We start from the raw sequence: 25,197 nt of genomic DNA, 5'->3' as shown, positions 1-25,197 counted from the left end.
TTAACTTTTATCCCTCTTTTTTCTTGCTCTTCCACTCCCCCCATCCCTCCTTTGTGGCACAGTTTGGGTCTAGGCACATAATAAATGCCTTCCTTCGTTTTCTACTAACCTTTATTTGAGGAGTCCCACAAGTTTCGCATACACTTCCAAGTGGTTCAATTTTACCTTCTTGGGGAAGCGGGTAAGTTATACTGCAGTTTGGATAATTGGAGCAACCTGCGAATCTTTTGTTTGATTTTGATGTTATTTCTTTAATATCATGCCCGCATCTACATTTTCCTAAAATAGAATCTGCAGCCTTCTTTTCAACTAACCCCTCTGACAAAGCCTTGCCTACTTCATTTTGAAGGGAGTTTAGATGAACTATTGCTTCTTCCAACAGCCTTTTTCCATTTTCGATTACTATCTCTTCTTGAATTTCCCCATTCTGTATCCTCTCCATTTCATATTCAAGTTTTCTTGTCATCCCCTCATCCATTATTTCAGGAACATTCTCAGAGAGGGTTTCATAAACTGACATTCCAAATGGGGTTACCCTTATCTGTTTTCCGTGGATATACCCTCTTTTAAATAGAGTGTCTATAATCACAGCTCTCGTGCCCTTTGTGCCAAGCCCCATCCTCTCAAGCTCTGCTATTATGGATGCAGGCGTGTATCTCTTTGGAGGCTTAGTCCTTTTTTCCACGATTCTAAGTCCTTCTACCTTAACTATTTCGCCTTCTGCAAAAGAGGGTAAGCTTACTTCTTCCATTCTCAAGTAAGGCTTGTAAATCTCAAACCATCCTTCAAACAAAGTTCTGTTTCCAGAAGTCCTATACCTCTGACTGCCGGCTTCAATTATTATTTTTTGGCTTTCCCTTCGTGCAGGTTCGGCAAAAGTAGAAAGAAAACGCCTTACTATAAGGTCATAGAGTTTTTCTTCTGTACCCTCCAATTTGCTAATAATGCCGGTAGGGTGGATAGCTGGGTGGGCCGCATCCTCCTTTTTTCCCTCCTTTGGCGTAAATCTTTTATTTGCAATTAACGCCCTAGCGTGTTCGGAATATTTGGGATTTTGAGATAGCCGTTGTATTATAAGCGGCAACCTGAGCTGTAAGGGAAGTTTTTGGGAACTTGTGCGCGGATAGGAGATAAGAGACGCCTCATACAGCCTCTGAGCTATATCAAGTGTTCGTTTTGGGTCAATACCGAGACAGGCATGAGCCTCAATCTGCAAGCTTGTTAAATCAAAAGGAGACGGCGCAGGTTGTAAATACTCTTTCTTTTCTATTTTTATAACTCTTCCTTCTTTACTTGTTGTTTCATACGCCTTTTTTGCTTCCTCTCTTTTTTCAAATCTTTCCTTTTCGTGAGTAAATGTAACTCCTTTTGCTTCAAATAATACCTCCCAGTAAGGTGTAGGCTTAAATTGTAATATCTCTTTCTCCCTTTTTGCAAGGATTGAGAGAGCGGGACCCTGTACACGTCCTATGCTCATGATCTTGAAGCTTCCTCTTTTTCTTATAGCCTCCATCAAGGCGCGGCTTAAATTTATCCCCCATATCCAATCCAAGATATGCCGTGCCTCACCAGATTTGGCATTAAGAACATCTACCCCTGTGCGTTTTTCATAAGCTTCAATTAGCTCTTCAGAGGTGAGAGTCGAAAACTTCATTCGCGCTCCTTCGCTTCGTCCACAGGCAAAGCGAAGTACATTATACCCTATAAGACTTCCTTCTATGTCATAGTCACAAGCTATTATTATCTCATCTGCCTTTTTTCCCAGCTCCTCAAGAAGTTCAATATAATCTTTTGTGTAATGAGCTTCTTTTTCAACCTCATAAGCTTTTCTCCAATCTACATCAAAAACAGGATAGCTATTCTTTTCTCCTGATTTTTGGTCAAGAGAATAGACGTGCCCAACTGCAGGTGCAACACAAATCTCTTGCCCCTCTCGCTTTAAGATATAATATTTGACCTTCCTAAACTTTCCTATTCTAATCTCTCCTTCAGCAAGCGCAGAGGCTATCTTCTGTGCTACTCTTGGCTTTTCGCAAACAATAAGCTGCATACTTCATTTCCCTCAAACCCTCTCTTTATTTATTAATAATGTTTAAAATAACCCATGATGCGTCGCCTTGCAAGTCTCCCCTCTCTAAATATTCCATTCTTCCCCACTCCTCAAACTTTCGTTGTCGAGGAGATAACCCCTACTTGTGAAGTGCTTGAAGTAGGAAAAAAGATTGAAAAATCTTCCTCCGATGGGAAGTTTGCACACTTTGTCCTCCAAAAATCAGGTTGGAGTACAATACAAGCCGAGCTTGCGATTGCAAAAGCACTTCATATAACTCACAAGCGCTTCTCTCACGCAGGAATAAAAGATAAAAACGCCACCACAACGCAACTTTGTAGCGTATTTGCTATAGAGCCAGAAAAACTCCTGTCACTCAAAATCCAGGATATTCAGATAAATGGTTCATGGGCTTGCGAAGAACCGGTAAGAATGGGCGAACTGTTGGGAAACAGGTTTACAGCTCTCATTCCTCAAACCTCAGGCAAGGAGGAGGCAATAAAAGAAATCGCAAGTGAAACCAGACTTTTGTTCCCTAATTACTTTGGTTCTCAGAGGTTTGGCTCACTTAGATCAAATACGCATAAAATTGGAAAATTACTTCTTCAAGAGAAATTTAAAGAAGCAATCATGAGCTACCTCTCCGATTCAAGCAACGAGAAAGACCCGCAGGCAGTACAAGCAAGAAAAGAATTGGCAGAAACCCACGATTTTAACTTAGCACTAAAAAATTTTCCCTCTCACCTCAAGTATGAGAGACTTATGCTACACCATCTAACAAAATACCCGAATGACTTTGTAGGAGCCGTCCAGCGACTCCCTCGGGCACTATCAATTATGTTCCTTCATGCCTATCAATCTTACTTATTCAACAAGGCTCTTGAAGTACGTGTCCATACGAGAGATTTTGTTGCAAGAGAAGGGGAATTCTACTGCGGAAGAGGAAAGTTAGGCTTTCCAGACCTCTCAATCAAAAAAGATGGGTCGCAGAATAACTCTTTTTTGGTCTGCAAACTGCTAGGATACGAAACAAAAGAAAGCGAACTAACTGAGATAGAAAAGAAGCTTTTAGAAGAGGAAGGAATAACTCTCTCACTTTTCAAAATTAAAAAGTTCCCAGCTCTTTCAGTAAAAGGCGCTTATAGGTCTGCTCTTGCGCCTATGGTGGACTTCTCATTTGTAAGAGAGAGTGGACTCTTCAGGTTCTCACTACAAAAGGGAGCCTACGGAACAGTAGCACTCCAAGAATTCATCGGCTCGGGAAATCACTAAAAGCTCTTCCTTCCCAAATAAAAATGCCCAGATAAACGGAAAGCTAGCTCCTTACACTCTTATCTGGACTTCTAAAATAACAGATCTTCGATTCTTCCTTCTCCTTCGTCGTTCTTTTTACCCATCAGGCTTTCTGATTTTACTCCGGTAAAGATTGCGATTACTTCAATTCTATCTCGCATTGCGGGGTCAATTCTTGCTCCCAAAGTTACATTGGCACTTTTGTCAACCATCTCAGTAAACCTCTCTCCAACAGCTGTTGCATCACCAAGAGTAAGGTCCTGTCCACCAGTTATGTGAAGCAGCACCCCCTTAGCGCCTTCATAATCAACATCTAGTAATCTATGCTTTAGAGTGTTTTCTGCAATTGTATTTACTCTATCCACTCCCGAAGCCTCACCAACAGCAATCATAGAAACTCCGCCTTCATTCATCACTGACCTGACGTCAGCAAAATCCAGATTTATAAGTGAAGGCACAGATATCGTCTCTACAATCCCTTTAACTGCTTTTGAAGTAATCTCGTCTACAAGTTCAAAAGCCTTCTCAATCGGGATATTCGGGGCATAATTCAATAATCTATTGTTATCTATCAAGACTAACGTATCTGAACTCTTGCAAAGTTCATCTACTCCTTCTTGCGCTATTTTCAATCTTGATCGCTCCAGATTAAATGGATAAGTAACCATTGAGACAACGATAGCGCCAGCTTCCTTTGCTATTTGAGCAATTACTGGTGCTGCACCAGTTCCTGTGCCGCCTCCCATTCCTGCAGTAATGAAAAGGAGATCAACACCTTGAAGTATGTTCTCAAGCTCTTTTTTTGCTACCATTGCGCATTTCTTTCCTATTTCAGGAAACCCTCCTGCACCAAGTCCCTTAGTTACTCCCTTTCCTATAAGTATTCTCTTTGCTTCGTTTGAGACTGTAGACAAATGGACCTTATCGGTATTTATAGCAAGAAGCTCAGCGTATGCTCCTCCCCCTCCTCTAATTATTCTATTTATTGTATTGCAACCTGCTCCACCCACACCAACTACCATTATCTTTGGGCCGATGTTTTCATTTTCTACATACACTTTGTCCTGCCCTTTAAACCCCTCTCCCTCATCAGCCTGCATTCCCATCACCCTTCCTATCAACGCCTAAACATCCTTAATCACCTCTTATATATAACTTTTTGGGTAATCCTGTTTTTGTTTATTTGAAAAAGCCATAATAACGAAATCTTATAAATGAAATAATCCCTAAATTTATGGGATAGGTCGGGGGGCTAGGGGTCCCTTGTAACTGCATGTCCCCTCAAGGCAGGACCGAAAATCCGGTTGCGTCGCTTTCGCCCAAGTCAGGCGGCTTGGGCTCTAGTGCGTAGATGTCTTGACCTGCAGGGCGAAGCAAAAATCGAACCGGGTCAGGCCGGAAGGAGCAGCCCTAAGATTTTTGTATTTGTGCTTGGAGGAGCCAAGGCGGAGCACGGGCCCAAACAACCCCTACTTGTGCGTTCGGCAATACCGGACCCTCCCATTCTCTAATCCTTCTCAATACTCTCCTAATTTCCGAAGAAAGTAGAAACTATAAAAACAATAAAAAACGCTGAGGGCAGGATTTTCCCCACGAAGCTTGATACATTTTTTTGCTTTGAACCTGCGCGTCTTTCGACACTGGATTAGCAATCCAGCGCACTAACCAGGCTATGCGACCTCAGCTTGATAAAAATAATGCCATCCTATATTTAAATTATTTTCAAGCACTCTTACTCAAATATATTTTTAACCTTTTTTATAACATCCATCTCTGTGAACTCAACCATATGGTCTTTAGAGGCGAATGCTCTATTAGCTGAGCTTGCAAGCTCCCCATACGGTCTTTCCGAAAAAGAAGCAAAAAATAGACTGGAAAAATACGGACCAAACATAATTCCTGACAAAGATAGACGCAACAGCCAAGAAATCCTGCTATCTCAACTAAAGACTCCCCCCATTCTAATACTTCTTTTTGGGTGCCTCATATCTATCTTCCTTGGAGACCTACTTGATTCTCTTGTGATTTTTTTACTTATCCTTGCAAGCGTCGTTTTTGGCTTCTTTCAAGAATACAAAGCAGAAAAGGTTTTGTCCGAACTCAAAAAATATTACAGCTATAAAGCTACCGTAATAAGAGGAGGTAAGAAGTTCCAAATATCCTCCTCCGAGCTTGTCCCTGGCGATGTCGTCTCTGTCGGTCTTGGAGACATAGTCCCAGCTGACTTGCGTATTTTGGAGTCAAGGTCAGGCATTATTGTAGACCAAAGTATCTTAACTGGAGAATCAAGACCGGTTGAAAAAAACGTCCGTCCCTCCCCCCCATCATCAAACACTCCTCAAGAAATATCAAATGGACTCTTTATGGGAACAACGATCCTTGAAGGCTATGCCATAGGCGTAGTTGTATTCACTGGTAATAATACGTTTTTTGGGAAGACTACTGCAGTCTTTTCTTCGCGTGTGCCCGAATCCGATTTTCAGATTAGTGTAAGAAAGTTTGGATTTATGCTTATGAAGTTAATGGCTGCAATCACTCTTTTTGTATTTATTACAAACTATTTGGCAGGTCATGGAGAGAAAAATCCTCTTCTTGACTCAGCCCTCTTTGCGCTTGCCTTAGCTGTTGGCATAACTCCAGAAGCGCTTCCAGCAATAATTACTATAGCGCTTTCAGTAGGTAGCCTAAAACTTGCAAAAAATAAGGTTGTTACAAAAAAGCTGGCAGCAATAGAAGATTTAGGAAACATGGATGTTCTTTGTACTGATAAAACAGGGACTCTTACTGAAGAGGGACTTCGCTTCTTCAAGTATGTTGACCTTGATATGCAAGACAATCATGATGTCTTTGAATACGCTCTTCTCTGTAACTCAGCGGTTGGTTCAACAAGAATTCGTGGAAACCCAATAGATATTGCAATAAAAAAGGAAGGAAAAAAGGCCGGTGCAGATATATCCAGATTTGAAAAGCTCTATGAGATTCCTTTTGATTTCAAAAGAAAAAGAATGTCGGTGATAGTCAAAGAGGGAGCAAAGAAATATATAATAACAAAAGGAGCGCCGGAATCCGTCTTAGACGTCTGTTCAAGAATCAAGATGAAGTCAACTGTCCTCCCAGTTGAGAAGAAAAAAGAGGAGGTATTGAACGCAATCTCTCAATATACAAAAGATGGGTTAAGTACAATAGGAGTTGCATATAGCGAGATAGAGTCCAAATCCGATTATTCCCTTCACGACGAAAAGAACCTCATATTCATAGGCTTTGTTCTTTTTTCAAATCCCCCAAAAGCGACTGCTTCACATGCGATAAAACGCTTAAATCAACTCAACATCCAAGTGAAGATTCTCACAGGTGACGACCCAAATGTCACGAGAAAACTATGCAATGACATTGGTCTTCCACTAAAAGACAACAGAATAATCCTTGGAAGCGAAATTTCAGAGATGAGCGAAAAAGAACTCTTGGAGGCTGTGGAAAAATATGACGTTTTTGCACGCGTTACCCCTGATCAGAAACTAAAAATTGTTGAGGCTTTGCGCTCCAACGGACATGTTGTTGGTTTTTTGGGCGACGGAATAAATGACGCTCCTGCTCTCCGGGCAGCTGATGTTGGTATATCCGTTGATACCGCAGCAGACGTAGCAAAGGGGGCATCTCATATAATCCTCCTACAAAAAAGTTTGGATATAATCTCAGAAGGCGTTGAAGAGGGAAGAAAAATCTTTGGAAACATTTTCAAATATGTCCGTTATACGGTTAGCGCAAATCTTGGAAATATGCTGACCGTTAGCCTTTCGTCAGTCATTCTTCCTTTCATCCCTTTACTCCCTTCACAAATACTTCTTACAAATCTCATATCCGACGTTCCAATGTTTGCAATATCTACAGACAATGTTGATTCATCATACACTAAAAAACCTCAAAGATGGGATAACTCATTGATTTTTCGCTTTATGCTCTTTTTTGGGCTCATTAGCTCATTTTTTGATGTTCTCTTAATTCTTCTCATGTTGCTTTTCCTTAATACCCCAGTATCACAGTTCAGAACGTCTTGGTTCTTACTCTCCATTCTCACAGAGATAACGATAATCTTCTCCCTCCGCACAACACTCCCTGCCTGGAAAAGCCAACCTTCCCTTTCATTGATCATCACTTCGCTTTTTGCAATAATTCTTACGTTTGCTTTCATCTATACGCCAATAACAGCCGAAATTTTCAGGTTTTCCCCTCCAAACCCTACGCTTCTTTTAATTATACTTTTTTTGGTTCTTGTTTATTTTGTTACAAATGAAATAGGAAAAAAAGTATTCTTCACTTTTTTTTCAAATAAATATAATAAAACAGAATAATCAAAACAAGAACAATACCTGCAGCTATAAAAACTAACACTAATCCAGCGAGTCCAAACGAAAAAATCTCGCTTGCGTTTAGCTGTATCTGACCAACCTTTATCCCTGAACTTATATTTATATGTTCAACGTATTCCTTTACAGACATCGTTTTTCTTACAGATTCTATAAGTTGCCATCCTTCAACCGAATACGTATACTCGCCTTCTATGCTCGCTACATATTTCACCATTCCATCGTCATTTGAGATGAGTATCATATTCTGTCCGTTTGGTGCAGAAATTATAATCCCAACATTAGGGATAGGCGTACCATCAATGTCCTTCAGTGCGAGTGTAACTTGTTTTCCCACATTTATCCTTGCTGGCGCAATTAGCCTTGCAATCTTAATCTTTTCAGGAGTCACTGTTTCATATCTCTTCCCAAAAGAAGAAAAGCCGCTTGCATCATCAACAAATTTGTTTATTTTGTATCGTATACTTATCTCTTTTTGAGGCTCAAGGACAGAAAATCTCCATATAATGATCTTGCTTCCGCCGCTTCCATTAAGTATGTAATGCTCCTTTGGCTCTATTTCACTAATACCCACTCCAGCAACATTTGACGGGACGGTCTCCCAAAGCTCTACATTATAAATCGCTTCTTCTTCTATATTTATAATATTAAGAGAGACTTCACTTCTTTGCATGCTCTTATTTGAGATTACTTTTCTCTTGACACCTATTCTTTCGAACCCAAGCACTATTACTTCTGTTTTTTCAACCTCAACTTCAACGTCCTCTACGCACTCGCCGCTTTTGCAAAAGCCCCCACAACACACAAGTCCTCTTATGCACTGATAAGTTTTGTTACATGCACCTCCTTCAGGAACATTGAGCTGAATACACGGAGGCAATTGGCAGGTTCCGTAACAGCAGGAAAGCCCAGCTTCGCACTCAACACTTTCTCTACAAGTTCCCCCTGCGCTTACATTGCAATCCAGAGCAGTACATACTCTATTGCAACAATTTCCGCTTGCACACTGATCATCATTTTCACATGAAACTCCGTTTGATAAGTTTGAAAGACTAATTGTAAATAATGAAATGTTAAGCTCTACAGCGCTTGAAGAATTTTTTAATTCAAAGTATAACGTGCGTGATATAAACTTTGTAGCATTTACAAGCAAGGTGTAGTTGCCGGCAGTAAGATTATCAAAATAATAATACCCGTTGCTACCTGTATTTTTAGTTACTAAATATCTGTTTTTTGATATCCTTATTAGTGCATCTGGAACACTTGCATTGTTGCTTACATTTCTTACATAACCAAAAATTCTTCCACCTTTGCTTTCGTTGAGTGTTATATTGAGATAATTATAACCCCCTACAATTAACACAATTCTAGAGTGGCCCTCAAATTCTGTAGCAGTGACCGAAAGCAGATATAATCCAGGCATCATATTGAAAAAGGAGTAGCTTCCATTCTGTGAAGTATTGGTTTTTAGTGTTATGTTTAGAGTCGAGTTATCCATTTTGAGATTTGCACCGCCTATTCCATAACCGCTGCTTGAATTTAGTACAAAACCAAAAAGAGAACCATTTGTCACATCTTCTCCACTAATTCTTTTTAGTGTAAAATTTATGCTCTTGCTTTCGTTTTCAACTAGAGTAAGATTCCAGCTCTGGTTTGATTCATACCCGCTTGCATTTGCTGATATCATATATCCATTAGAGGGTACTACATCAAAAAACTGGTAATATCCATCTGAATCCGTAAATGCAGTTTCATTTCCATAGTTTCCAGATAATTTTACTTCCGCTCCCAAAAATGGATTTCCTATACTCCCATTCCAAACATAGCCAAAAAATCTGCCTCCATAGAGAGAGATGGTTGTGCTGGTATATGGTGAGACGTTTTCACATCCTGTCGTATTCAAGCTTATATTGTAAATACCCAATGCAGAAATCTTAATCTGTAGGCGGGCAGTCCCGCTAATTCCGCTAGCATTATAGCGTTCTGAAATGTTATAATCCGAAAGCGCAATAAAATTTCCACTTGAATTGACAAGGACACGGCTACTGTTGGCGTTCACTCTATCAGAACAACCTCCTACATAGTTGCTGTTATTTGCGACAATATCTAAAAAAAATGTTGAATTTACATTTACTACTCCTCCCACGACAAAAGAAAAGGAAGTTGGCTCATAGCCAAAAGAAAAACAGACTAAAAAAATAAAAACTAAAAATGAACTAATCCACCCGAAGCTTCTCCCTTTCATAGTTTTATTCATACCATCATTTTTAAATAACCTCTTCCATAACCAACCAACGCAAAATCTGACAAAGGAGGTAGTGAGGATGAAAGGTTCAGAGGGAGAAGATAGTAGATTTGGTAGGCGAGGCATACGAGATTTTGGCCCCAAACCCGTCAAGGTAAACGATGAGCTTGATGTCACTATAGAGGCCAAAGCAGCAAAAGGAGACGGAATAGCAAAGAAAGACGGCTTTGTAATCTTTGTGCCGAATACGAAGGAAGGCGACAATGTGAAGATAAAGATAAAGGAGCTTCGTTCCAGCTTTGCAATTGGAGAAGTCATAGGATAACTTTTTCTTTTCATTTTTCTTTCAGTTCGTCTATAAGGCGAACCATATTCACTTTTCCGTTTTTTTCTATGTATATTATTCCTCTTTTTTCAAGTTTCTTTACGATGCGGTGAGCCTTTAATCTGTTCATTCCAGGGAGTCTTGAAATTTCACTCTGTGTTGTCATCCCGTCTCTCTTTAAGAGCAGCTCCAAAATCTCCCTTTCTTTGTCTTCAAGGAACTTCATCACTATCCCAACATTTGTCTTTTTTTGCCTCTGAATGGTCGATATAAGATTATTATAAATAACAATCCCAGCAACGAAACCCACAAGCCCCATAATTATCATGAACTCAACATGATACTGGAGAAACGGCTGAAAAAGACTTGGTATCTCCGCACCTTCGATTGATGCTACATAAACAAAGGAAAGCGCCGTAATAAGAAAAATAAAGAATGCCGTAACTAAAATCCCAGCTATTACTTTATTTATGTTTTCCATATTTTCACACTACAACCTACATTAAAAACATTGTTTCATTATCTAATTTATATTGTTTCAGTCAAATGATACATCTAACAGCAATTAAATTTAATAAATTTAACATAGAGGTGGTCCATATTGAACCCATTGTAAACCAAAGCAATACACCACAAGAAGAACCAAACGAGATTCCCAGGAGCTCTTTTGGTTGTGGCTGCGATCAAGAGACAAGAAATGAAAAAGCCTCAGAAAACAAAGCAACTACTCAACTAAATAATCAAATGGCAAAAACCGCTCAAATAAATGCACAAATGAATACCTTCCCCTTTATACTAGCTTCGTCCCTTGCAATCCTTCTTCTGATTTATCTTGTTGCCGGTATCCTGTCATCTTCGTCGCAACCATCATGCGAAAGTGGGAATGTTGGAGCATGTCCTCTTGATGCATCCCTTACAACTCTAAACACTATCCGCTCTCCCTCATCAAACACCTCTCCCTCCTCTTATGTTACTGGAACATCCGGTAATAAAGAAGTACAGGATATCTATATTAGGGCGCTTTCGACAGGGAGATATGACAAAGACAGAATAGAAGTAAAAAAGGGAGTACCGGTCAGGCTGCATTTCTCAGCCGATAAGAATGCAGGTTGTGGAAGACAGCTCGTCATATATGGTTTAAACGTCCGTGCAATTTCAAAAAGCGGTGAGGAACAGATAGTCGATTTTATTCCAAACAGAGAAGGTACCTTCGAGTACAATTGCGGCATGAGAATGTTTAGGGGAGGCAAACTAGTGGTCGTATGAGCGCATCACATTCTATCCTATACCTACGGAACATACTATCAAAAAGAGAATATACTCTCTTGTTTAGTCTCCTCTTTCTCATATTTTTTATTATACTCTCAATAACTTCCAACTTTATAGTTCCTTTACCACTGCAGATAAATCCCTTTACAGACCCATTGCTATTGCTCATAATATTTTGCATTTCTCTTCTCATTTCTCTTAATGCTACTCTCCTCTTCTACAACCACTCTAACAAAGAGAAACATACTCTTCCACTAAAACTGTCTGTTATTGGTAGCACTTTAGCATTCTTTACAACATCATGCCCTTTCTGTTATCCCCCCCTTCTAATGTGGGCAGGCCTGGGTTCTGCCGCAGCGTTTATCTCTGGTTTTAACCTATCCTTAGGATTAATTAGCATAGTCTTTCTTGCGCTCTCCATCCACTTTCTCCTAAAAAGGCAATGCAGCAACTGCGAGGTGATGAAAAAATGACTGAAGTTTTGAAAGTAGTTGGGCTTCACTGCCGCTCTTGCGAACTTCTTCTTCAAGACGCTCTCTCAGAAATAGGAGGGATATCAAACATCAGCGTAGATTCCAAAAAAGGTGAGATAAGATTTGATGCCAAAAGTAAAGATGCTATTGAGTCAGCAATAGTCGCAATAGAAAAAGAAGGCTATACTGTAGCTAAAATTCCATTACTCAAAAAGTGATCCTATGCCTGATTTAACTTTGCATTTAACCGGCCTTTCGTGCAGCAGTTGCGAGAAACTTTTAGAGAAAATTGCACGGGACCATAATGCAGAACTAAAGAGCATAGATTACGACTCCGGCATAGTTGTTTTCTACTCAAGCGAAAATGACTTTTCATCATTGAAAGAAGCTCTTGCGCTAAAAGGCTTTATTGAGACTAATAAAGAATCTTTTGTGACTCGCGGCAACTGGGCGTTTGTAAAAGATTATTGCATGCGTCTTGTTGATGGTAGGGATGCTTCTTTAGAAGTCGAACGCAGACTCCTTATTAATGCTCTCGTTTCATTACTAACACTTATCTTTTTAGGTGCTTTGGGATACTTTGGAGGGATGTTCGATTCAGCCTATCTCCCTTTTCTTCTGCTTGCTATCTTCGCATCAATCTCTACTGCATTCGCTTATTACCATATGTCATGCTATCGCAAAGGTTTGTCCTGCACAAATGGTATGATGATAGGAATGACAATGGGTATGGTTTGCGGTTCAATGTTCGGCCTTCTCGTAGGTGCAACAAACGGTATGTTTATAGGTTCACTAGTTGGGATGACTATAGGGATAGGGTTAGGCGTCAATTTAGGGCGTTTTTGTGGAGTTATGGGGGCGATGGAGGGAATAATGGCGGGAATGATGTCAGGACCAATGGGTGCAATGACCTCAATTATGCTCTTCTCTGATAACCTTCTGCCATTTCTTTATATCTTCTTCTCACTATGTGTTATTGTAATATTTGGTTTAAGTTATATGATGTATCGAGAAGTGGGTGCTGCAAAGAAGGAGCATCATAACTCAGGGCTTTCTGACTTCTTCTACTTTTCTGCATCTCTTTTTCTGGCTGCTTCCATCATAATGATAGCCGGACCAAAAGGACCGCTTACATACATATAGAGACGGAGGGATTAGATGAAAAAAATAAAATTCTACATTTTAGGGATGCACTGTGCTTCGTGCGCCACAAACATTGAAAAAAGACTCAAAAAAATTGATGGCGTGAAAGCGGCTGTTGTAAATTTTGCTACTAATAATGCAATAGTTGAATTCGATGAGAAGAAAACTAGTCCTGACGATTTCAAAAAAACTATTGACCTTCTTGGGTACAAGGCTGAAATAGACGAAAGCCAACACAAAAGTGAGGATAGCGGTACCTCCTCCCTTCTTTATGGTTCGGAAGCCCGCGACAAAGAAAAAATTCAGCGTGAACGAGAAATAGCAGAGCTTAGGTTAAGGGTAATATACTCCTTTACCCTTTCACTTCCAACCCTAATACTCGGCCTCCCAGAGATGGTCAAAGGAATCATCCTTTTAGAATATCCGCCGCTAATATCTGAAAACTCTGCAATACTCCAATTTCTATTTTCTACTCCGGTACTATATCTAAACAGAGATTTTTTTGTAAGAGGAATTCGTTCTCTTATAAATCGAATGCCAGGAATGGAAAGTCTTGTGGCAATCGGAGTAGGTACTGCTTATCTTTATAGTGCCGTAGTAACGATTGGGCTTATTGAAGGTGAAGTATATTTTGAAACTGCCGCTCTTCTACTTTCATTTATAGTTGTCGGTAAATATCTAGAATCCATAGCAAAAGGCAGGACTTCTGAGGCAATAAAACGGCTAATAGGTTTACAACCAAAGACGGCTACCATAATTAGAAATGGAAAAGAAATAGAAGTCCCCATTAGTAGTGTCATACCCGGCGACATAATCCTAGTGAAGCCAGGAGGCAAGATTCCTGTTGATGGAGTCGTAATTGATGGTTCTTCGAGCATTGATGAAAGCATGGTGACTGGAGAGAGCATGCCCATCCACAAAAAGAAAGGAAGTATTGTTATAGGCGGCACAATAAATAAAACAGGGTTTATTAAATTTAGAGCCACTAAGGTAGGCTCAGATACGCTGTTGGCGCAAATAATAAAACTAGTTGAGGAGGCACAAGGCTCAAAAGCCCCCATTCAAAAACTTGTTGATATTGTTGCAGGAAATTTTGTTTGGGCCGTCCTTATCCTCTCACTCGTGTCCTTTTCATACTGGTTTTTTGTTGCAAAAGAAAAACTTGTCTTCTCACTTACAATCTTTGTTTCTACGCTGATAATTGCCTGTCCATGTGCTATGGGCCTTGCAACTCCAACTGCGGTGATGATGGGGACCGGCAAAGGGGCCGAATACGGAATACTTTTCAAAAACGCAGAGAGTCTTGAGTTAATGCATAAGATCAAAAAAATAGTTCTCGATAAGACAGGAACAATAACTAAAGGTAAGGCAGAAGTTACTGATATAATTCCCTTCGGCATAACAAGCAAAAAACTTTTACTTATCGCAGCTTCCGCCGAAAAGAAATCAGAGCACCATCTTGGAGAAGCTATAATAAACAAAGCAAAGAAACTTAAAATCAACTTACTCAAGACATCATCATTTAAAGTAATACCCGGATATGGCATATCAACAAAAATTGGGAATCACGAAATAATCGTTGGCAATGCTGCATTTATGAAAAAAAGAAATGTCTCACTAAGCCATGCAGCAGAAAGAGAAATGCACAAACTTGAAAACAGCGGCAAAACCGTTGTGGCCGTAGCTTCGGATAGCAAATTATTAGGTTTAATAGCAATAGCAGACACAATAAAAGAGCATTCCCCTCAAGCCATATCAAGTTTGCAAAAAATGGGCATTGATGTTTTGATGATAACTGGCGATAACGAACGTACTGCGAAGGCCATAGCAAAGACAGTTGGAATCAAAAAAGTCTTAGCGGGCGTACCACCCCAACATAAAGCAAGAGAAGTATCAAGGTTGCAGGCCACTGGTTCAAAGGTAGCATTTGTTGGTGACGGAATCAACGATGCCCCCGCGCTTGCTAAAGCTGATGTTGGAATTGCTGTTGGAGAAGGCACTGATATTGCGATAGAAAGTGGGAGTGTAGTTTTAGTAAAAAATGACTTGCGTGCCGTTTTAACTGCAATAGAACTTTCAGATTATACTATGAAAAAAATAAAACAAAATCTCTTTTGGGCGTTCTTCTATAATTCAGTCGGAATACCTATTGCTATGGGGGTTCTCTATCCATTTACAGGATTTACTCTTTCCCCGGTTATAGCAGGAGGTGCAATGGCGCTCTCCTCACTTAGCGTGGTTCTAAACACTCTGATTATGAAAAGTTTTAGGCCAAAAAGCATTGCAGGGAAAGAAAAATAAAAATATAAAATATAGTCGTGTTTAAGTGCCGCCGGTATATTCCCATGAAAACAAAAAAAAATATCAAACACCTCAAAAAACACACTTGTCCCATATGTGGGTTGGCTTATAAGCAAAAACAGTGGGCTTTAAAGTGCTATAAGTGGTGCAAAGAACACGCTACATGTAACTTAGAAATAACCGGACACGCTATACGTACATACTAGCCCTATTTCTTCTGCATATCTTTATCTTTTTCTCTTTGTGGTTTTTCATTTCTCTGCTGAATCTCTAAGTTTTCGTGTAAATAAGTGTCTTTGTTGGTCTTCTAAAAACATTACCCATCTTTACCCCTACGAGGAATTTAACTCCCTTATTTTCAGCCATCTCAGCAAGCCTTTGCGTCACTATTCCGTCGAAAACAACAGAAGATACCTCCGTTTCTTCCTCCAAACTTTTTATTATATCTCGTACTGGAATTTCTCTTATACATTCCTTTGCATCATTATAAAATCGTGCTCGAAGGGTATTTTCCAACTCATCCAGACTTCTAATATACACTTCAGGGACCTCTGAAGGTTGGAATCCACCCCTCTCTTCTGTTTCCTGCATTTCCTGAGAAGAGTTATCCGAAGAGGTTTGGGTCACGGCTGGAACATCCGCTTCTCGTCTCCGTCTATATGGAAGTTTTTTTTCATAATGCCCTTCTCTGTATCTTTCATAAACTGAAGAACCGGCTTGTTGATATGAAGGCTTGTAAACGTCTTCCCTTTTTCCGTTTTCTAATCCCTCCTTTATTGAATTCTCTTGTTCGTAAGGTACTTTCGCGCGGAGACATTTTATAACCTCCTTTCTTGAGAGTTCCTCTACTTCCTTTCCTTTTGGAGCCCGTGCTACAAAATCTATCTCTGCCGCACTTGCAAGTTCGCGTAGTATTATGTCTCCTCCTCTATCACCGTCTAGAAATACCGTTACCTCCTTCTTCCTGCAGAGGTTTGCGATGGTTTCAGTGATATTCGCTCCTCCAATAGCAATAACATTTGTTATATCGTTTTTTAGAAGGTTTATAACATCTGCACGTCCTTCAACAAGGATTATTGAATCGTATCTGTCAATTCCTGGTCCGCATGGAAGCTTCTCAGGCCCGTACTCGCAGATTTCAGATGCCTTTACTTCCACGCGTACTTGTTCTGATATTTCTCTGCTCTCTGGTATCTCTTCTATTAACATCTCTCTTAACAGTTTTTTTGCTCTTTCAATAAGCTCTTTTCTTTTTATGTTTCTTGTATCCTCAACTTTTTCAACAACTATCCGTGCTTCGCAAGGACCGACTCGGTCTACTGTCTCAAGAGAAGCTGCAAGTATACTTGTCTCAACCATATCGAGGGAGGAAGGAATTTTAATTTTCCCGACACTCTTCCCTCCTTTCTCTTGCAAATCAACTTCAATGCGGCCTATACGTCCATTTTTTTGGAGGTCTCTTAAATCCAACTCGTCTCCCAAAAGGCCCTCTGTTTGGCCAAAAATAGCTCCTACAACGTCTGGCTTTTCTACAAGGCCGTCGATTTCTATATTTGCATGAATTAAGTATTTTACGGTTTCAATATAAGTTTTCCCCACTTTGTTCACCTCTTCATTCTGAAAAGAGAGATGCACTAAAACAAAAAGGAGGAGAATGCACATTTATTTTTAGGAAGAAAGCTGTGCAATGTTGACGAAGGCTTCATCACACACAAAGGTTCTGCCTGCCATCCTTGCACAGCATATCTCTTTACTCTTTTCACAGATTAATAATATTATACGTCTCTTTCTTCTTTATATTCATAATCGGAGTATATATCCTTACTAACCCATTTTCTTATTCTTTCCTGAGGCTCAATTTCCCCCATACGTGCCTTTTCCACTAAGATCGTAGTCATTCCTGGATAAACACGCAGAAGATCCCCCTCAGTTATTATGCCTACCAGCCGCTTTTTTTTGTCAATAACCGGCAATCGTTTTATCTTATATCTTTTCATTGCAAGTGCGGCATCCTCAATAGATTTTTCAGTGTCTATAACTTTTAGAGGGCAGGTCATAATTTTTTTTAATAGTGTTTTTTTTGGATCTAACCCCGCAGAAACCACCTTATATATTATATCTCTTTCAGTTACAATACCGTCCGCTTTCTTATCCTTCGTTACAATTATCGACCCTACCTGTGTTTTTTTAAGTAGCTTTGCTGCGTCAAAGGCGGTTTTATTCCCGGGTAGTGTAATCACTCCGACGGTCATACATTCTCCTACTTTTAGTACATCCCTCATATTCATTATATCCAAATCAAAGCTTTTAAATGCTTAGTTCTTCCCCAATTGGTATAACAAAAGCTTATATACTCAAGGCGTTTTGAGTCATTATGACACCGTCTTCGCGCAAAGGTTCACGCTCTGAACGAGAACTAATTAACTATTTTTCTCAAAAAGGCTTTTCGGTAATTCGAGCCGCAGGAAGCGGTGCTAATTCACTCTCACCCGACCTCCTCGCATTCAAAGCAGGCAAACAATACGCTATAGAATGCAAAGCTCATGAAGGAAAATACCTCCACATCCAGCGCAAGCAGTTTCTCCTCCTAAAAAGTTGGGAAGAGAACACGGGTATAACTACCTATATTGCTTGGCGAGTGTCACGGGCAGGATGGTTTTTTCTCTTTCCCAGCTATTTTCGCGAAAACAAGGATTCGTATTCCATCTCTTTTGCAGAGGCAGAGAGACTTGGAAAAAGAAAAGAAGAACTGGTCTAGTCACTCTCGCTTTCAAATCCTCTTATTTCCAGTGCTATGCTCAGCTTTCTCGCTTCCAAAAATACATTCGAAATGAGTGGAATAAGAAGAGAAAACACATCCTTGCCCCCCCTAATCTCATGGGCAATCCTTATTCGCTCAATTCTCCTTTGAAAATACGGGATATAATGAAGTGCTATTATGAACATCAACACAATCTTCTTTGGCACTCGAAGAAACAATAATGCTTTCTGCAATTGATGGGGTTTGGTGGTATACACAAACAAAAGTGAAAAAAAACTAATGAATACAACATACATAAAATTCATAATTCCAAGATAAAGCCCAAGAGGAATGTTAACCCCCATAAATAACTCTAACTCTCCTCTTTGAAAAAGCGCCCTACCCAATAGCGGAATTAATCCAACTGCCAATATCAACCAATTTTTTTTGCAAACATCAATTAAGGATATATTCGCCAAATAATAGCTTCCAAACAGTACTAAGAGAAGAATCCAGGAATACTCAAGAGGGATTATAAGCGCAAGAAAAAGAAACAACAACAAAAAAGACATTTTCAACTCTGGAGCCAAAGAATGCACAATAGAGGCCCCCTCAACGTAATGTATTAACATAAAGTCATCCTCTCAGAACTTTTATCCTTCCATTATGTAGGAGAAATATCCTATCCGCATTCTTTTCAAGAATTTTTATGTCATGCTCCGCAACAATTGCGGTCCTCCCTTCTTCGCATTCTTCCCTAAGGATTTTGAACGTTCTTTCCTTTCCTTTTCTTCCAAGGCATGAGCATGGCTCATCCAAAACCATAATCTTATTTTTCATAGCAAGAGCACAAGCAAGAATAACCTTTTGCTTCTGTCCAAGCGAAAGCTCTATAGGATTTTTTTCTTTCAGTTCTATTATTCCAACCCTAGAAAGTGCTTCATCTACTCTTCTTCTCGTTTCCTCTTCATCAATACCGCGATTTCTCAACGAAAACGCAACTTCGTCATAGACACTTGTCAAAAATAACTGGTCATCGGGGGATTGTAAAACAGTCGAGATTAGAGAACTCATCTTTCTTGCACCCTCTTTTATTGGATCCTTCCCCAGAACTTCCACTTCGCCTTCAATTTTTCCCTTTACAAGCTTCGGTATAACACCATTTATACAACTTAAGAGCGTTGTTTTTCCGCTTCCAACCTCTCCGATTAATCCAACTAGCTCTCCCTCCTTCACTCTCAAATTTACTCCCTTTAGGATCTTGTCGGTGGACGGATAAGCAAAGGATAGTCTACTTACTCTAATTATTTCCATTTTCAACCCTTACTCAGAATACATCTTTACAAGACCAAACTTATACGCAATCATCCAGCTTATAACAAACTCCACAGCAGCCTGAATAGCGTTCCAGAAAAATATCACTAAATACCACGCCACACCCTTTCCCAACCAAAGAAAGTTGACTCCTTCCACCAGTGCAATAAATTCTTCTGAGCTCATCTTGAAAAAGATGGGGCCTGCAAAATAGAAGTTTGCAACTATCATCAAAAGTCCGCGCACTATTACTACAGTTATAAGAACAAAAAGCATATATTGAATTTTTGAAAGAGCATTTACGTCAACAGCCTTTTCGTATCTCCTCCAGATCAGAAGCATGATGTATGAAAATACTGCTACAATAAATATCGGTATAAGACCAATCCACAAACTCTTATGTCCTATAATCTTGCCTGACAAATCCGTTAGGTGGGTGCCAAGGCCAACCAATCCAACAAGTGCCAAAAGACATAAACATACCAATCCACACATTTTTCCAAAATCAAGCGTCTTTTTCGCTGAGATCAGATATGCTGCTGGCACAAGTATAGATGGAATCGTTGCTGCAAATTTCATAAATGCGCCTATATAAGAAGAGGCAGCAAAGAAAGTTATAAACATAGCAACAAGAACAGCCACATATAATGCGGTTTCATATCCAAGAATAAAAAAAGCCACTAATATCGGAACACCAACAAGATCAACCGTCATCCCAAATCCGGTTTGTACCCCCAACACGTCATTTCCAATCTGAAACAAAAACGCTATTGAGGCAAGGAGAGCTCCTGCTGAAAGCTTATAAGTATTCATATCACTCTCTATTGAAAATAGAACTTAAAAAGAGATTTTCTACATTTTTTGTCAAATTCTTTATAAAATTATCTATTAATCTTTAGAGTAAAACATACTATCTACCTGATAAATTACAAAAAATCACATTTCTTGGTAATATCATTTTTAAATTTAATGCTTATTCTTCCTTTCCATACTTAATTACAGCATCGAGCAGTCCGTGGGCGTATGAAATGCACCCAAATGCCGTAAATAAATCTCCTTTTTCCAAAAAGTATTTGGCATCCTCACAATACTTCTTTGCAGCTATAACAGCTTCGTGTTCAATCCCTCTTCTTTCAACCGCATTTATACTCTCATAAAATTTCTTTATATCCATCTCTACGCGTCTTTTGTTATTTCTCATATCAACCACTTTTTGTGATTAACTTTGTGATTAACATCCAAAATTATTTATATATCCTTCTCCAAAACCAACTCGCCTTATGAAAACTGCCGTCTTGGGTGGTACATTTGATACTATTCATAATGGCCACCATAAACTGTTTGTTGCCGCCAAGGGCTTCCAAAAATTAGTTGTTGGTCTTACAACAGACACGTTTGCAAATTCCACCAGAAATTATACTGTGAAGCCATATTCACAACGAAAAATGGCACTCGTCAAATACTTATCCTCAATTCACCCAAATTTTTCAATAATTCCACTTTCTGACAGATTTGGCATAAGTACGACCTCAAAAGATATAGATGCAATAATCGTAAGTGAGGAAACCGAACCTGTAGCACAAGAGATAAACTCAATACGCAAGAAAAGAGGCTTGCCGGCTCTCAGCATAATCTGCGTTCCTCTCAAGTTTGCCTTTGATTACAAAAAGCTTTCAGCAGAGTTTATCCATATGGGAAAAACTGACAATAACGGAAATCGACTTTCGAAAGTTACTGTTGCCTTGGGTTCCACCAATCCCACTAAGATAAAAAGCACTACAAAAGCCCTAAAGCTCCTTCTAAATAACTTTCTCTTAAAGGCGTTTTCGGTTCATTCGCGGGTCCCTGCCCAACCGTTTTCTCTCCACACCATTCGCGGGGCGATAAACCGTGCAGTTTCTGCATATAATAAGATGAATGGAAAAGCTGATTTTGGAATAGGACTTGAGTCCGGTCTTTTTAGGTTTGGTTCATCTTATCATGATATCCTTTTTTGTGCTGTGTGGGATGGGATGTACCTAACAATCGGTAACAGTATGGGGTTTGCTCTTCCCCAAGAAATCGTCCAAGAAATAAAATCAACAAAGTCAGAGCTGGGAGCAGTAGTTTCCACTATGTCAAAAATACAGAATATAGGTAAGAAAGGAGGTGCTATTTCATATCTTTCTGGAGGGCTTCTTACACGGGAGCAGATGATAGAACAAGCTGTTCTCTGCGCTTTTGTTCCAAGAATCCATAAGGCCATTCACTGATGTTTTCTCTTTTTTTGTTTTTCTCTATAAGACGTTTCTACGTGTTTTATCCCTACCGTTTGGTCGTATAACTCAACAGACCCAAAAATACTCCCACTCTGAGCTAATATAACTCCCAATAACAATAAAATATTAGTTAAAATTGCCCCAATGTAAGGAACAAAAAAAGCAGCTACGATGCCAAGACCAATAAGAATCAAAGCGCCCAATATAGTCGAACCTGAGATTGTCACTATCCCAAGTGCAATCTGTATAGTATTTTTCTCTGTTCGCTTAATTGAAAGCTTGACTGCATCAATAACTCCGCACCCTTTCTCTACCCAGAAGATAATAGATGCAAAAGCAAGGCGACAGACTATGTAAAATTCTAACAACACAACCACTATAAAAATCAATAATTGGACTACTAGCCAGAGGAGAACAGGTATAACGTTTTTTTCTGAGAAGCTCCCCATACCCCCATTATCTAGATAAAACAAGAACGAGAAAACCATCTTCCCAGCATAAGAAAAGAGCGAGAGAATAATCATTCCCCCTGCTAATGCCGCCACTTGGATAAGAGCTACCAGTAGGATTAGAAGAGTGTACTCAAAGACAGATTGCCGCCCAACCTTTTTACTTTCAAAATTGCGTTTTGCAAGAGCACTTTCAGTTATTTTTGCTAAAGCAAAAGACAATAAAAGGAGCTGGAACAACAATCCGGCCAAGATGCCAAAAAATCCTAAAATAGAGCCAAATACGCCAACCCCTCTATAAATAAAATGTCTAAGGATAAGCTCAATGCTATACCCACTTATTATGGTCCCTAAAAACAAAACAGTAGGCCAAATCCATGCATCAACATTTTTGTACCACCCGTAAACTTCCCTTATAATTTTCATAAAGTCAATTTTTATATAACTCATAAACGACCATCCACTCCTATCCCTCTACTCCCAACATTTTTTTAGCTTTTGGAACAAATCTCTTTTTTCTCTCCTGATGCTTTTCCAACCATTCACATACAACATTTGCTATAAACTCTTTGTCTTCACCACACAAGATTTCCCCATTCAGGCACTTTCTCCTCATCTCATCCAGCTCTTTGTCGTCCAAGAAGTGGAACTTTGCCAACTCATAAATTACACAATTTTCAATAATCCCTCCTTTTTTTCTCTGCTCTTCTGCAGTCTCTCTTCCTCCTGTAAGAGTGTTCATTATCTTCTTTCTAGCTATTGCAGGAGAGTCGTTCAAAAACAAAATACCCTCAGGATCTCTTTTGCTCATTTTCTGTTCTCCTTTCAGGTCTCTCATAAAGAAGTGGTAGGTGGATGAAGGTAGAATCAACCCTTCTCGGCCAGCTATATCCCGCGTCATCCTAATATGTGGGTCCTGGTCTACCCCTATGGGCACCAGAACGTGCTTTCTTCCTCCAAAGTCCTTATGCTGAGGAAGAAGTATATCTCCTGCTTGAGTTAAAGCAGAAAAATAGAGCGCAATGTTCCTTTCCCCATATATTGCCCTAAGCGCAGAATTTGTGACTTTTCTTGCAAAGACATAAGCCATATTCATTACTCTTTTTTCTTGGCTTTGTCTCCATACATAAGTCTTTCTTTCATCTAGACCCAACGCAAGCATATCCGCAAGGTTTGAGATTGCAAACTCAAGCCCTTTCTCTAAAGAAGTTCCGTTATCCGCATACGCTTCCAAGTCAGCTATCGCATAAAATACTTTAGCCCCAAATTCCTTTTGAAAGTAAATCATCTCATCAGCTGTCATCTTTGAACCAAGGTGAAAATCATTTGACGGCTTTATACCGCTTACTACCGCAACTTCCTCTCCTCTCTCCCATGCATCGAGCCATTTTTCAAAGTCTCTGTGGGCAAAAATGATTCCACGTCCAAAAAATCTCCCTTTGTTTTTTATCCTTTTTAAGATATCATTGCTTATCCTCTCCAACCCAAATTCAGAAAATAGTTTGTCATATTCAACAAGTTGATTGGACCAAGGATCTATCATCATAATTAAAACCTCTTTTTTGGAAAGACAGTTATTCCGCCCTTTGATATTAACATTGGAACAATTCTTTGAGAATGCGGCGTCCCTCTCATCTTTATGATTTCAATCCCTCTTTTTCTCTCATTTCCTGAAAGTATATTATGAAGATATATAAAGCCGTCTGCTACAGATTCAATCCCATATCGAGTAGCTGGTGCCTTCGGACTTGCATCTGCGTTATCTTCACAGGTAATTAGAGTTGTACAGTTCCATTTCCTTATTTTGCCCATAAGCTCAAGAAGATTTGTACGCCTCTCATCTTCCTTTTCATATACCAAAGCAAGAGGCGCAGCCGAATCAATTGCCACTCTTTTAATATTCATGCTTTCTATAAGCCCTAAGACCGTATTCTCCTGAGAAAAAAACTGATCAACTTCATGTGCAGGATAATCTATAAACACAATTTTCTTTTCCCTTTCAAGCTTTTCCAAATCCCACCCCAGGGATTTCATGTTCTCATACATGGGTTCGCGTTCCTCGTCAATCGAAATAAAAAGCCCAAGCTCTCTGAATTTAAGCATACCATTTATGATGTACTGCATTGAAAATGTCGTTTTTCCATTTCCAACTCCGCCACCAACCACAATCACACTATTTTTCTTAAACCCCCCTCCTATGAGTTCATCCAATCCCTGAATACCACTTTTAACTCTTACATCGCTGTTACCCCCTACCTTTCGGCTTTTTTCTTTCTTTATTTTATCGTCTAGCGTCTTTTTTTTCTCAGCTTCTTCAAATGCTTTTTGCATGATTCCCAGATAATCCTCATAATCTAGAAAAGAGTCATCGTCTTGCATCTATCTCAACTCTTTTGCCTTTTTTTCAAGAAGCTTTCTTCCAAGTTCCTCCCTTTTAATTATCTTCTCTTGATATTTTCTTAGCTCATCTTTATCCATTGTCCGTTTTAAAAGCTCCTCAGCATATTCGTTTGCAATAGAAGCTATGTTAAGAAGCATGTTCTGTGCTTCCCCTACCTTCATTTTAATTTCGTTTGGCTTTAATATCTCTATTCCAATGGGGAGATATTTTGCGCATAGCATCGCAAGAGAATTGAAATCTCTAAAAACCATCTTTACTTCAGCGGAAGTGTAATAGTTTTCGGTTTCACTATCCTTTTGGGGGGCCTCAATCTTGCCATAAGAGTACAAAACGCCTTCTTCGGCCAAAAGCTTACCAACAAAACCAACCATTATATTCCGCAATGCCTCCGGTGAAGTGCCGTGGATGTCATAATATAAGATAGCTTGAACCCCTCCTTCTTTCACAGCCTTCTCAGCTATCCTTTCGCCCTTTTCCTCTTCAGCGTCCATTCAAATCAACCACATGAACTTCACATTTTTACTTTTTTAATTCATATGATAAAGCTGAAAAACTAACGTCCCTTGCCATTT

At 39.5% G+C, this 25,197-nt stretch carries 24 protein-coding genes, 1 tRNA gene and 1 other RNA gene; 11 read left to right on the top strand and 15 right to left on the bottom strand.

Features of this window, described 5'->3' with window-relative positions:
* Nucleotides 1-7: 7 nt before the first annotated feature.
* The gene (gene topA, locus QXF67_00670; protein MEM3060034.1) at nucleotides 8-2,050 is read right to left on the bottom strand and encodes a DNA topoisomerase I; all 2,043 of its coding nucleotides are present in this window, start codon (nucleotides 2,048-2,050) and stop codon (nucleotides 8-10) included.
* Between the two features lie 54 nt (nucleotides 2,051-2,104).
* Here topA and truD point away from each other — a divergent pair, with 54 nt between their 5' ends.
* The gene (truD, locus tag QXF67_00665; GenBank protein MEM3060033.1) at nucleotides 2,105-3,322 is read left to right on the top strand and encodes a tRNA pseudouridine(13) synthase TruD; all 1,218 of its coding nucleotides are present in this window, start codon (nucleotides 2,105-2,107) and stop codon (nucleotides 3,320-3,322) included.
* 71 nt (nucleotides 3,323-3,393) lie between these two features.
* Here the strand turns inward: truD and ftsZ are convergent, their stop codons facing one another.
* Entirely contained in the window at nucleotides 3,394-4,443 is a 1,050-nt protein-coding gene (gene ftsZ / locus QXF67_00660) for a cell division protein FtsZ (protein MEM3060032.1), read from the bottom strand.
* Between the two features lie 132 nt (nucleotides 4,444-4,575).
* Here ftsZ and ffs point away from each other — a divergent pair.
* Nucleotides 4,576-4,849, top strand: an RNA gene (gene ffs / locus QXF67_00655) — signal recognition particle sRNA.
* A 64-nt stretch (nucleotides 4,850-4,913) separates the two neighbouring features.
* Here the strand turns inward: ffs and QXF67_00650 are convergent.
* Nucleotides 4,914-5,028 (bottom strand) — tRNA-Ser (locus QXF67_00650).
* A 90-nt stretch (nucleotides 5,029-5,118) separates the two neighbouring features.
* Between QXF67_00650 and mgtA the strand changes: the two genes are divergently transcribed.
* The gene (gene mgtA / locus QXF67_00645; GenBank protein ID MEM3060031.1) at nucleotides 5,119-7,692 is read left to right on the top strand and encodes a magnesium-translocating P-type ATPase; all 2,574 of its coding nucleotides are present in this window, start codon (nucleotides 5,119-5,121) and stop codon (nucleotides 7,690-7,692) included.
* Here the strand turns inward: mgtA and QXF67_00640 are convergent.
* A complete protein-coding gene (locus tag QXF67_00640) occupies nucleotides 7,655-9,952 on the bottom strand; it encodes a carboxypeptidase regulatory-like domain-containing protein (protein MEM3060030.1) in 2,298 nt (765 codons plus the stop codon). The genes mgtA and QXF67_00640 overlap by 38 nt on opposite strands.
* Before the next feature lie 79 nt (nucleotides 9,953-10,031).
* Here QXF67_00640 and QXF67_00635 point away from each other — a divergent pair, with 79 nt between their 5' ends.
* Entirely contained in the window at nucleotides 10,032-10,277 is a 246-nt protein-coding gene (locus tag QXF67_00635) for a TRAM domain-containing protein (protein MEM3060029.1), read from the top strand.
* A gap of 10 nt (nucleotides 10,278-10,287) precedes the next feature.
* On the opposite strand, the gene QXF67_00630 is transcribed toward QXF67_00635, so the two are convergent.
* The gene (locus QXF67_00630) at nucleotides 10,288-10,758 is read right to left on the bottom strand and encodes a winged helix-turn-helix transcriptional regulator (GenBank protein ID MEM3060028.1); all 471 of its coding nucleotides are present in this window, start codon (nucleotides 10,756-10,758) and stop codon (nucleotides 10,288-10,290) included.
* 65 nt (nucleotides 10,759-10,823) lie between these two features.
* On the opposite strand from QXF67_00630, the gene QXF67_00625 reads away from it, so the two are divergent.
* From QXF67_00625 to QXF67_00605, 5 genes are read left to right on the top strand one after another with little or no spacing between them, the layout of a single operon-like run.
* Nucleotides 10,824-11,543 carry a cupredoxin domain-containing protein gene (locus tag QXF67_00625; GenBank protein ID MEM3060027.1) on the top strand — a complete coding sequence of 240 codons (720 nt, stop codon included), beginning with the start codon at nucleotides 10,824-10,826 and terminating at the stop codon, nucleotides 11,541-11,543.
* Nucleotides 11,540-12,019, top strand: a complete 480-nt coding sequence (locus QXF67_00620) for a hypothetical protein (GenBank protein MEM3060026.1) — start codon at nucleotides 11,540-11,542, stop codon at nucleotides 12,017-12,019. Before QXF67_00625 ends, QXF67_00620 begins: the two co-directional genes overlap by 4 nt.
* Nucleotides 12,016-12,237 carry a heavy metal-associated domain-containing protein gene (locus QXF67_00615; GenBank protein MEM3060025.1) on the top strand — a complete coding sequence of 74 codons (222 nt, stop codon included), beginning with the start codon at nucleotides 12,016-12,018 and terminating at the stop codon, nucleotides 12,235-12,237. The genes QXF67_00620 and QXF67_00615 overlap by 4 nt, the downstream gene beginning before the upstream one ends.
* Before the next feature lie 4 nt (nucleotides 12,238-12,241).
* Nucleotides 12,242-13,162: a hypothetical protein gene (locus QXF67_00610; protein ID MEM3060024.1), complete on the top strand. Its 921-nt coding sequence runs from the start codon at nucleotides 12,242-12,244 to the stop codon at nucleotides 13,160-13,162.
* A 15-nt stretch (nucleotides 13,163-13,177) separates the two neighbouring features.
* A complete protein-coding gene (locus tag QXF67_00605) occupies nucleotides 13,178-15,463 on the top strand; it encodes a heavy metal translocating P-type ATPase (protein MEM3060023.1) in 2,286 nt (761 codons plus the stop codon).
* A 270-nt stretch (nucleotides 15,464-15,733) separates the two neighbouring features.
* On the opposite strand, the gene dnaG is transcribed toward QXF67_00605, so the two are convergent.
* Nucleotides 15,734-17,062, bottom strand: coding sequence for a DNA primase DnaG (gene dnaG, locus QXF67_00600; GenBank protein ID MEM3060022.1), 1,329 nt, complete (start codon nucleotides 17,060-17,062; stop codon nucleotides 15,734-15,736).
* A gap of 176 nt (nucleotides 17,063-17,238) precedes the next feature.
* On the bottom strand, nucleotides 17,239-17,745 hold the full coding sequence (locus QXF67_00595) for a CBS domain-containing protein (protein ID MEM3060021.1): 507 nt from the start codon (nucleotides 17,743-17,745) through the stop codon (nucleotides 17,239-17,241).
* Nucleotides 17,746-17,837: 92 nt separating this feature from the next.
* Here QXF67_00595 and hjc point away from each other — a divergent pair, with 92 nt between their 5' ends.
* A complete protein-coding gene (gene hjc / locus QXF67_00590; GenBank protein ID MEM3060020.1) occupies nucleotides 17,838-18,221 on the top strand; it encodes a Holliday junction resolvase Hjc in 384 nt (127 codons plus the stop codon).
* Here the strand turns inward: hjc and QXF67_00585 are convergent.
* From QXF67_00585 to QXF67_00570, 4 genes are all read right to left on the bottom strand, one after another.
* Complete coding sequence (locus QXF67_00585; GenBank protein MEM3060019.1) at nucleotides 18,218-18,835, bottom strand: energy-coupling factor transporter transmembrane component T; 618 nt, start codon at nucleotides 18,833-18,835, stop codon at nucleotides 18,218-18,220. The genes hjc and QXF67_00585 overlap by 4 nt on opposite strands.
* A gap of 4 nt (nucleotides 18,836-18,839) precedes the next feature.
* Complete coding sequence (locus tag QXF67_00580) at nucleotides 18,840-19,517, bottom strand: ABC transporter ATP-binding protein (GenBank protein ID MEM3060018.1); 678 nt, start codon at nucleotides 19,515-19,517, stop codon at nucleotides 18,840-18,842.
* Between the two features lie 9 nt (nucleotides 19,518-19,526).
* Nucleotides 19,527-20,330, bottom strand: a complete 804-nt coding sequence (locus QXF67_00575) for a hypothetical protein (protein ID MEM3060017.1) — start codon at nucleotides 20,328-20,330, stop codon at nucleotides 19,527-19,529.
* Nucleotides 20,331-20,490: 160 nt separating this feature from the next.
* On the bottom strand, nucleotides 20,491-20,718 hold the full coding sequence (locus tag QXF67_00570; GenBank protein MEM3060016.1) for a DUF357 domain-containing protein: 228 nt from the start codon (nucleotides 20,716-20,718) through the stop codon (nucleotides 20,491-20,493).
* A gap of 79 nt (nucleotides 20,719-20,797) precedes the next feature.
* On the opposite strand from QXF67_00570, the gene yjjX reads away from it, so the two are divergent.
* Nucleotides 20,798-21,769, top strand: coding sequence for an inosine/xanthosine triphosphatase (yjjX, locus tag QXF67_00565; protein ID MEM3060015.1), 972 nt, complete (start codon nucleotides 20,798-20,800; stop codon nucleotides 21,767-21,769).
* Here yjjX and QXF67_00560 read toward each other — a convergent pair.
* Genes QXF67_00560 through QXF67_00545 form a run of 4 tightly spaced genes read right to left on the bottom strand, consistent with a single transcriptional unit; the run spans nucleotide 21,763 to nucleotide 25,116 of the window.
* Nucleotides 21,763-22,650 carry a hypothetical protein gene (locus QXF67_00560; protein ID MEM3060014.1) on the bottom strand — a complete coding sequence of 296 codons (888 nt, stop codon included), beginning with the start codon at nucleotides 22,648-22,650 and terminating at the stop codon, nucleotides 21,763-21,765. The two genes, yjjX and QXF67_00560, sit on opposite strands and share 7 nt — an antisense overlap.
* Before the next feature lie 40 nt (nucleotides 22,651-22,690).
* Nucleotides 22,691-23,770 (bottom strand): tryptophan--tRNA ligase, encoded by a 1,080-nt coding sequence (trpS, locus tag QXF67_00555; protein ID MEM3060013.1) that lies wholly within the window; start codon nucleotides 23,768-23,770, stop codon nucleotides 22,691-22,693.
* Between the two features lie 2 nt (nucleotides 23,771-23,772).
* On the bottom strand, nucleotides 23,773-24,603 hold the full coding sequence (locus QXF67_00550) for an ATPase domain-containing protein (GenBank protein ID MEM3060012.1): 831 nt from the start codon (nucleotides 24,601-24,603) through the stop codon (nucleotides 23,773-23,775).
* Entirely contained in the window at nucleotides 24,604-25,116 is a 513-nt protein-coding gene (locus QXF67_00545) for a hypothetical protein (GenBank protein ID MEM3060011.1), read from the bottom strand.
* Nucleotides 25,117-25,197: the final 81 nt, after the last annotated feature.

Source organism: Candidatus Anstonellales archaeon (assembly GCA_038869735.1).
Lineage (GTDB): Archaea > Micrarchaeota > Micrarchaeia > Anstonellales > CG1-02-47-40 > JAWCQO01.
This window is presented reverse-complemented; position numbering and strand designations above follow the sequence as displayed.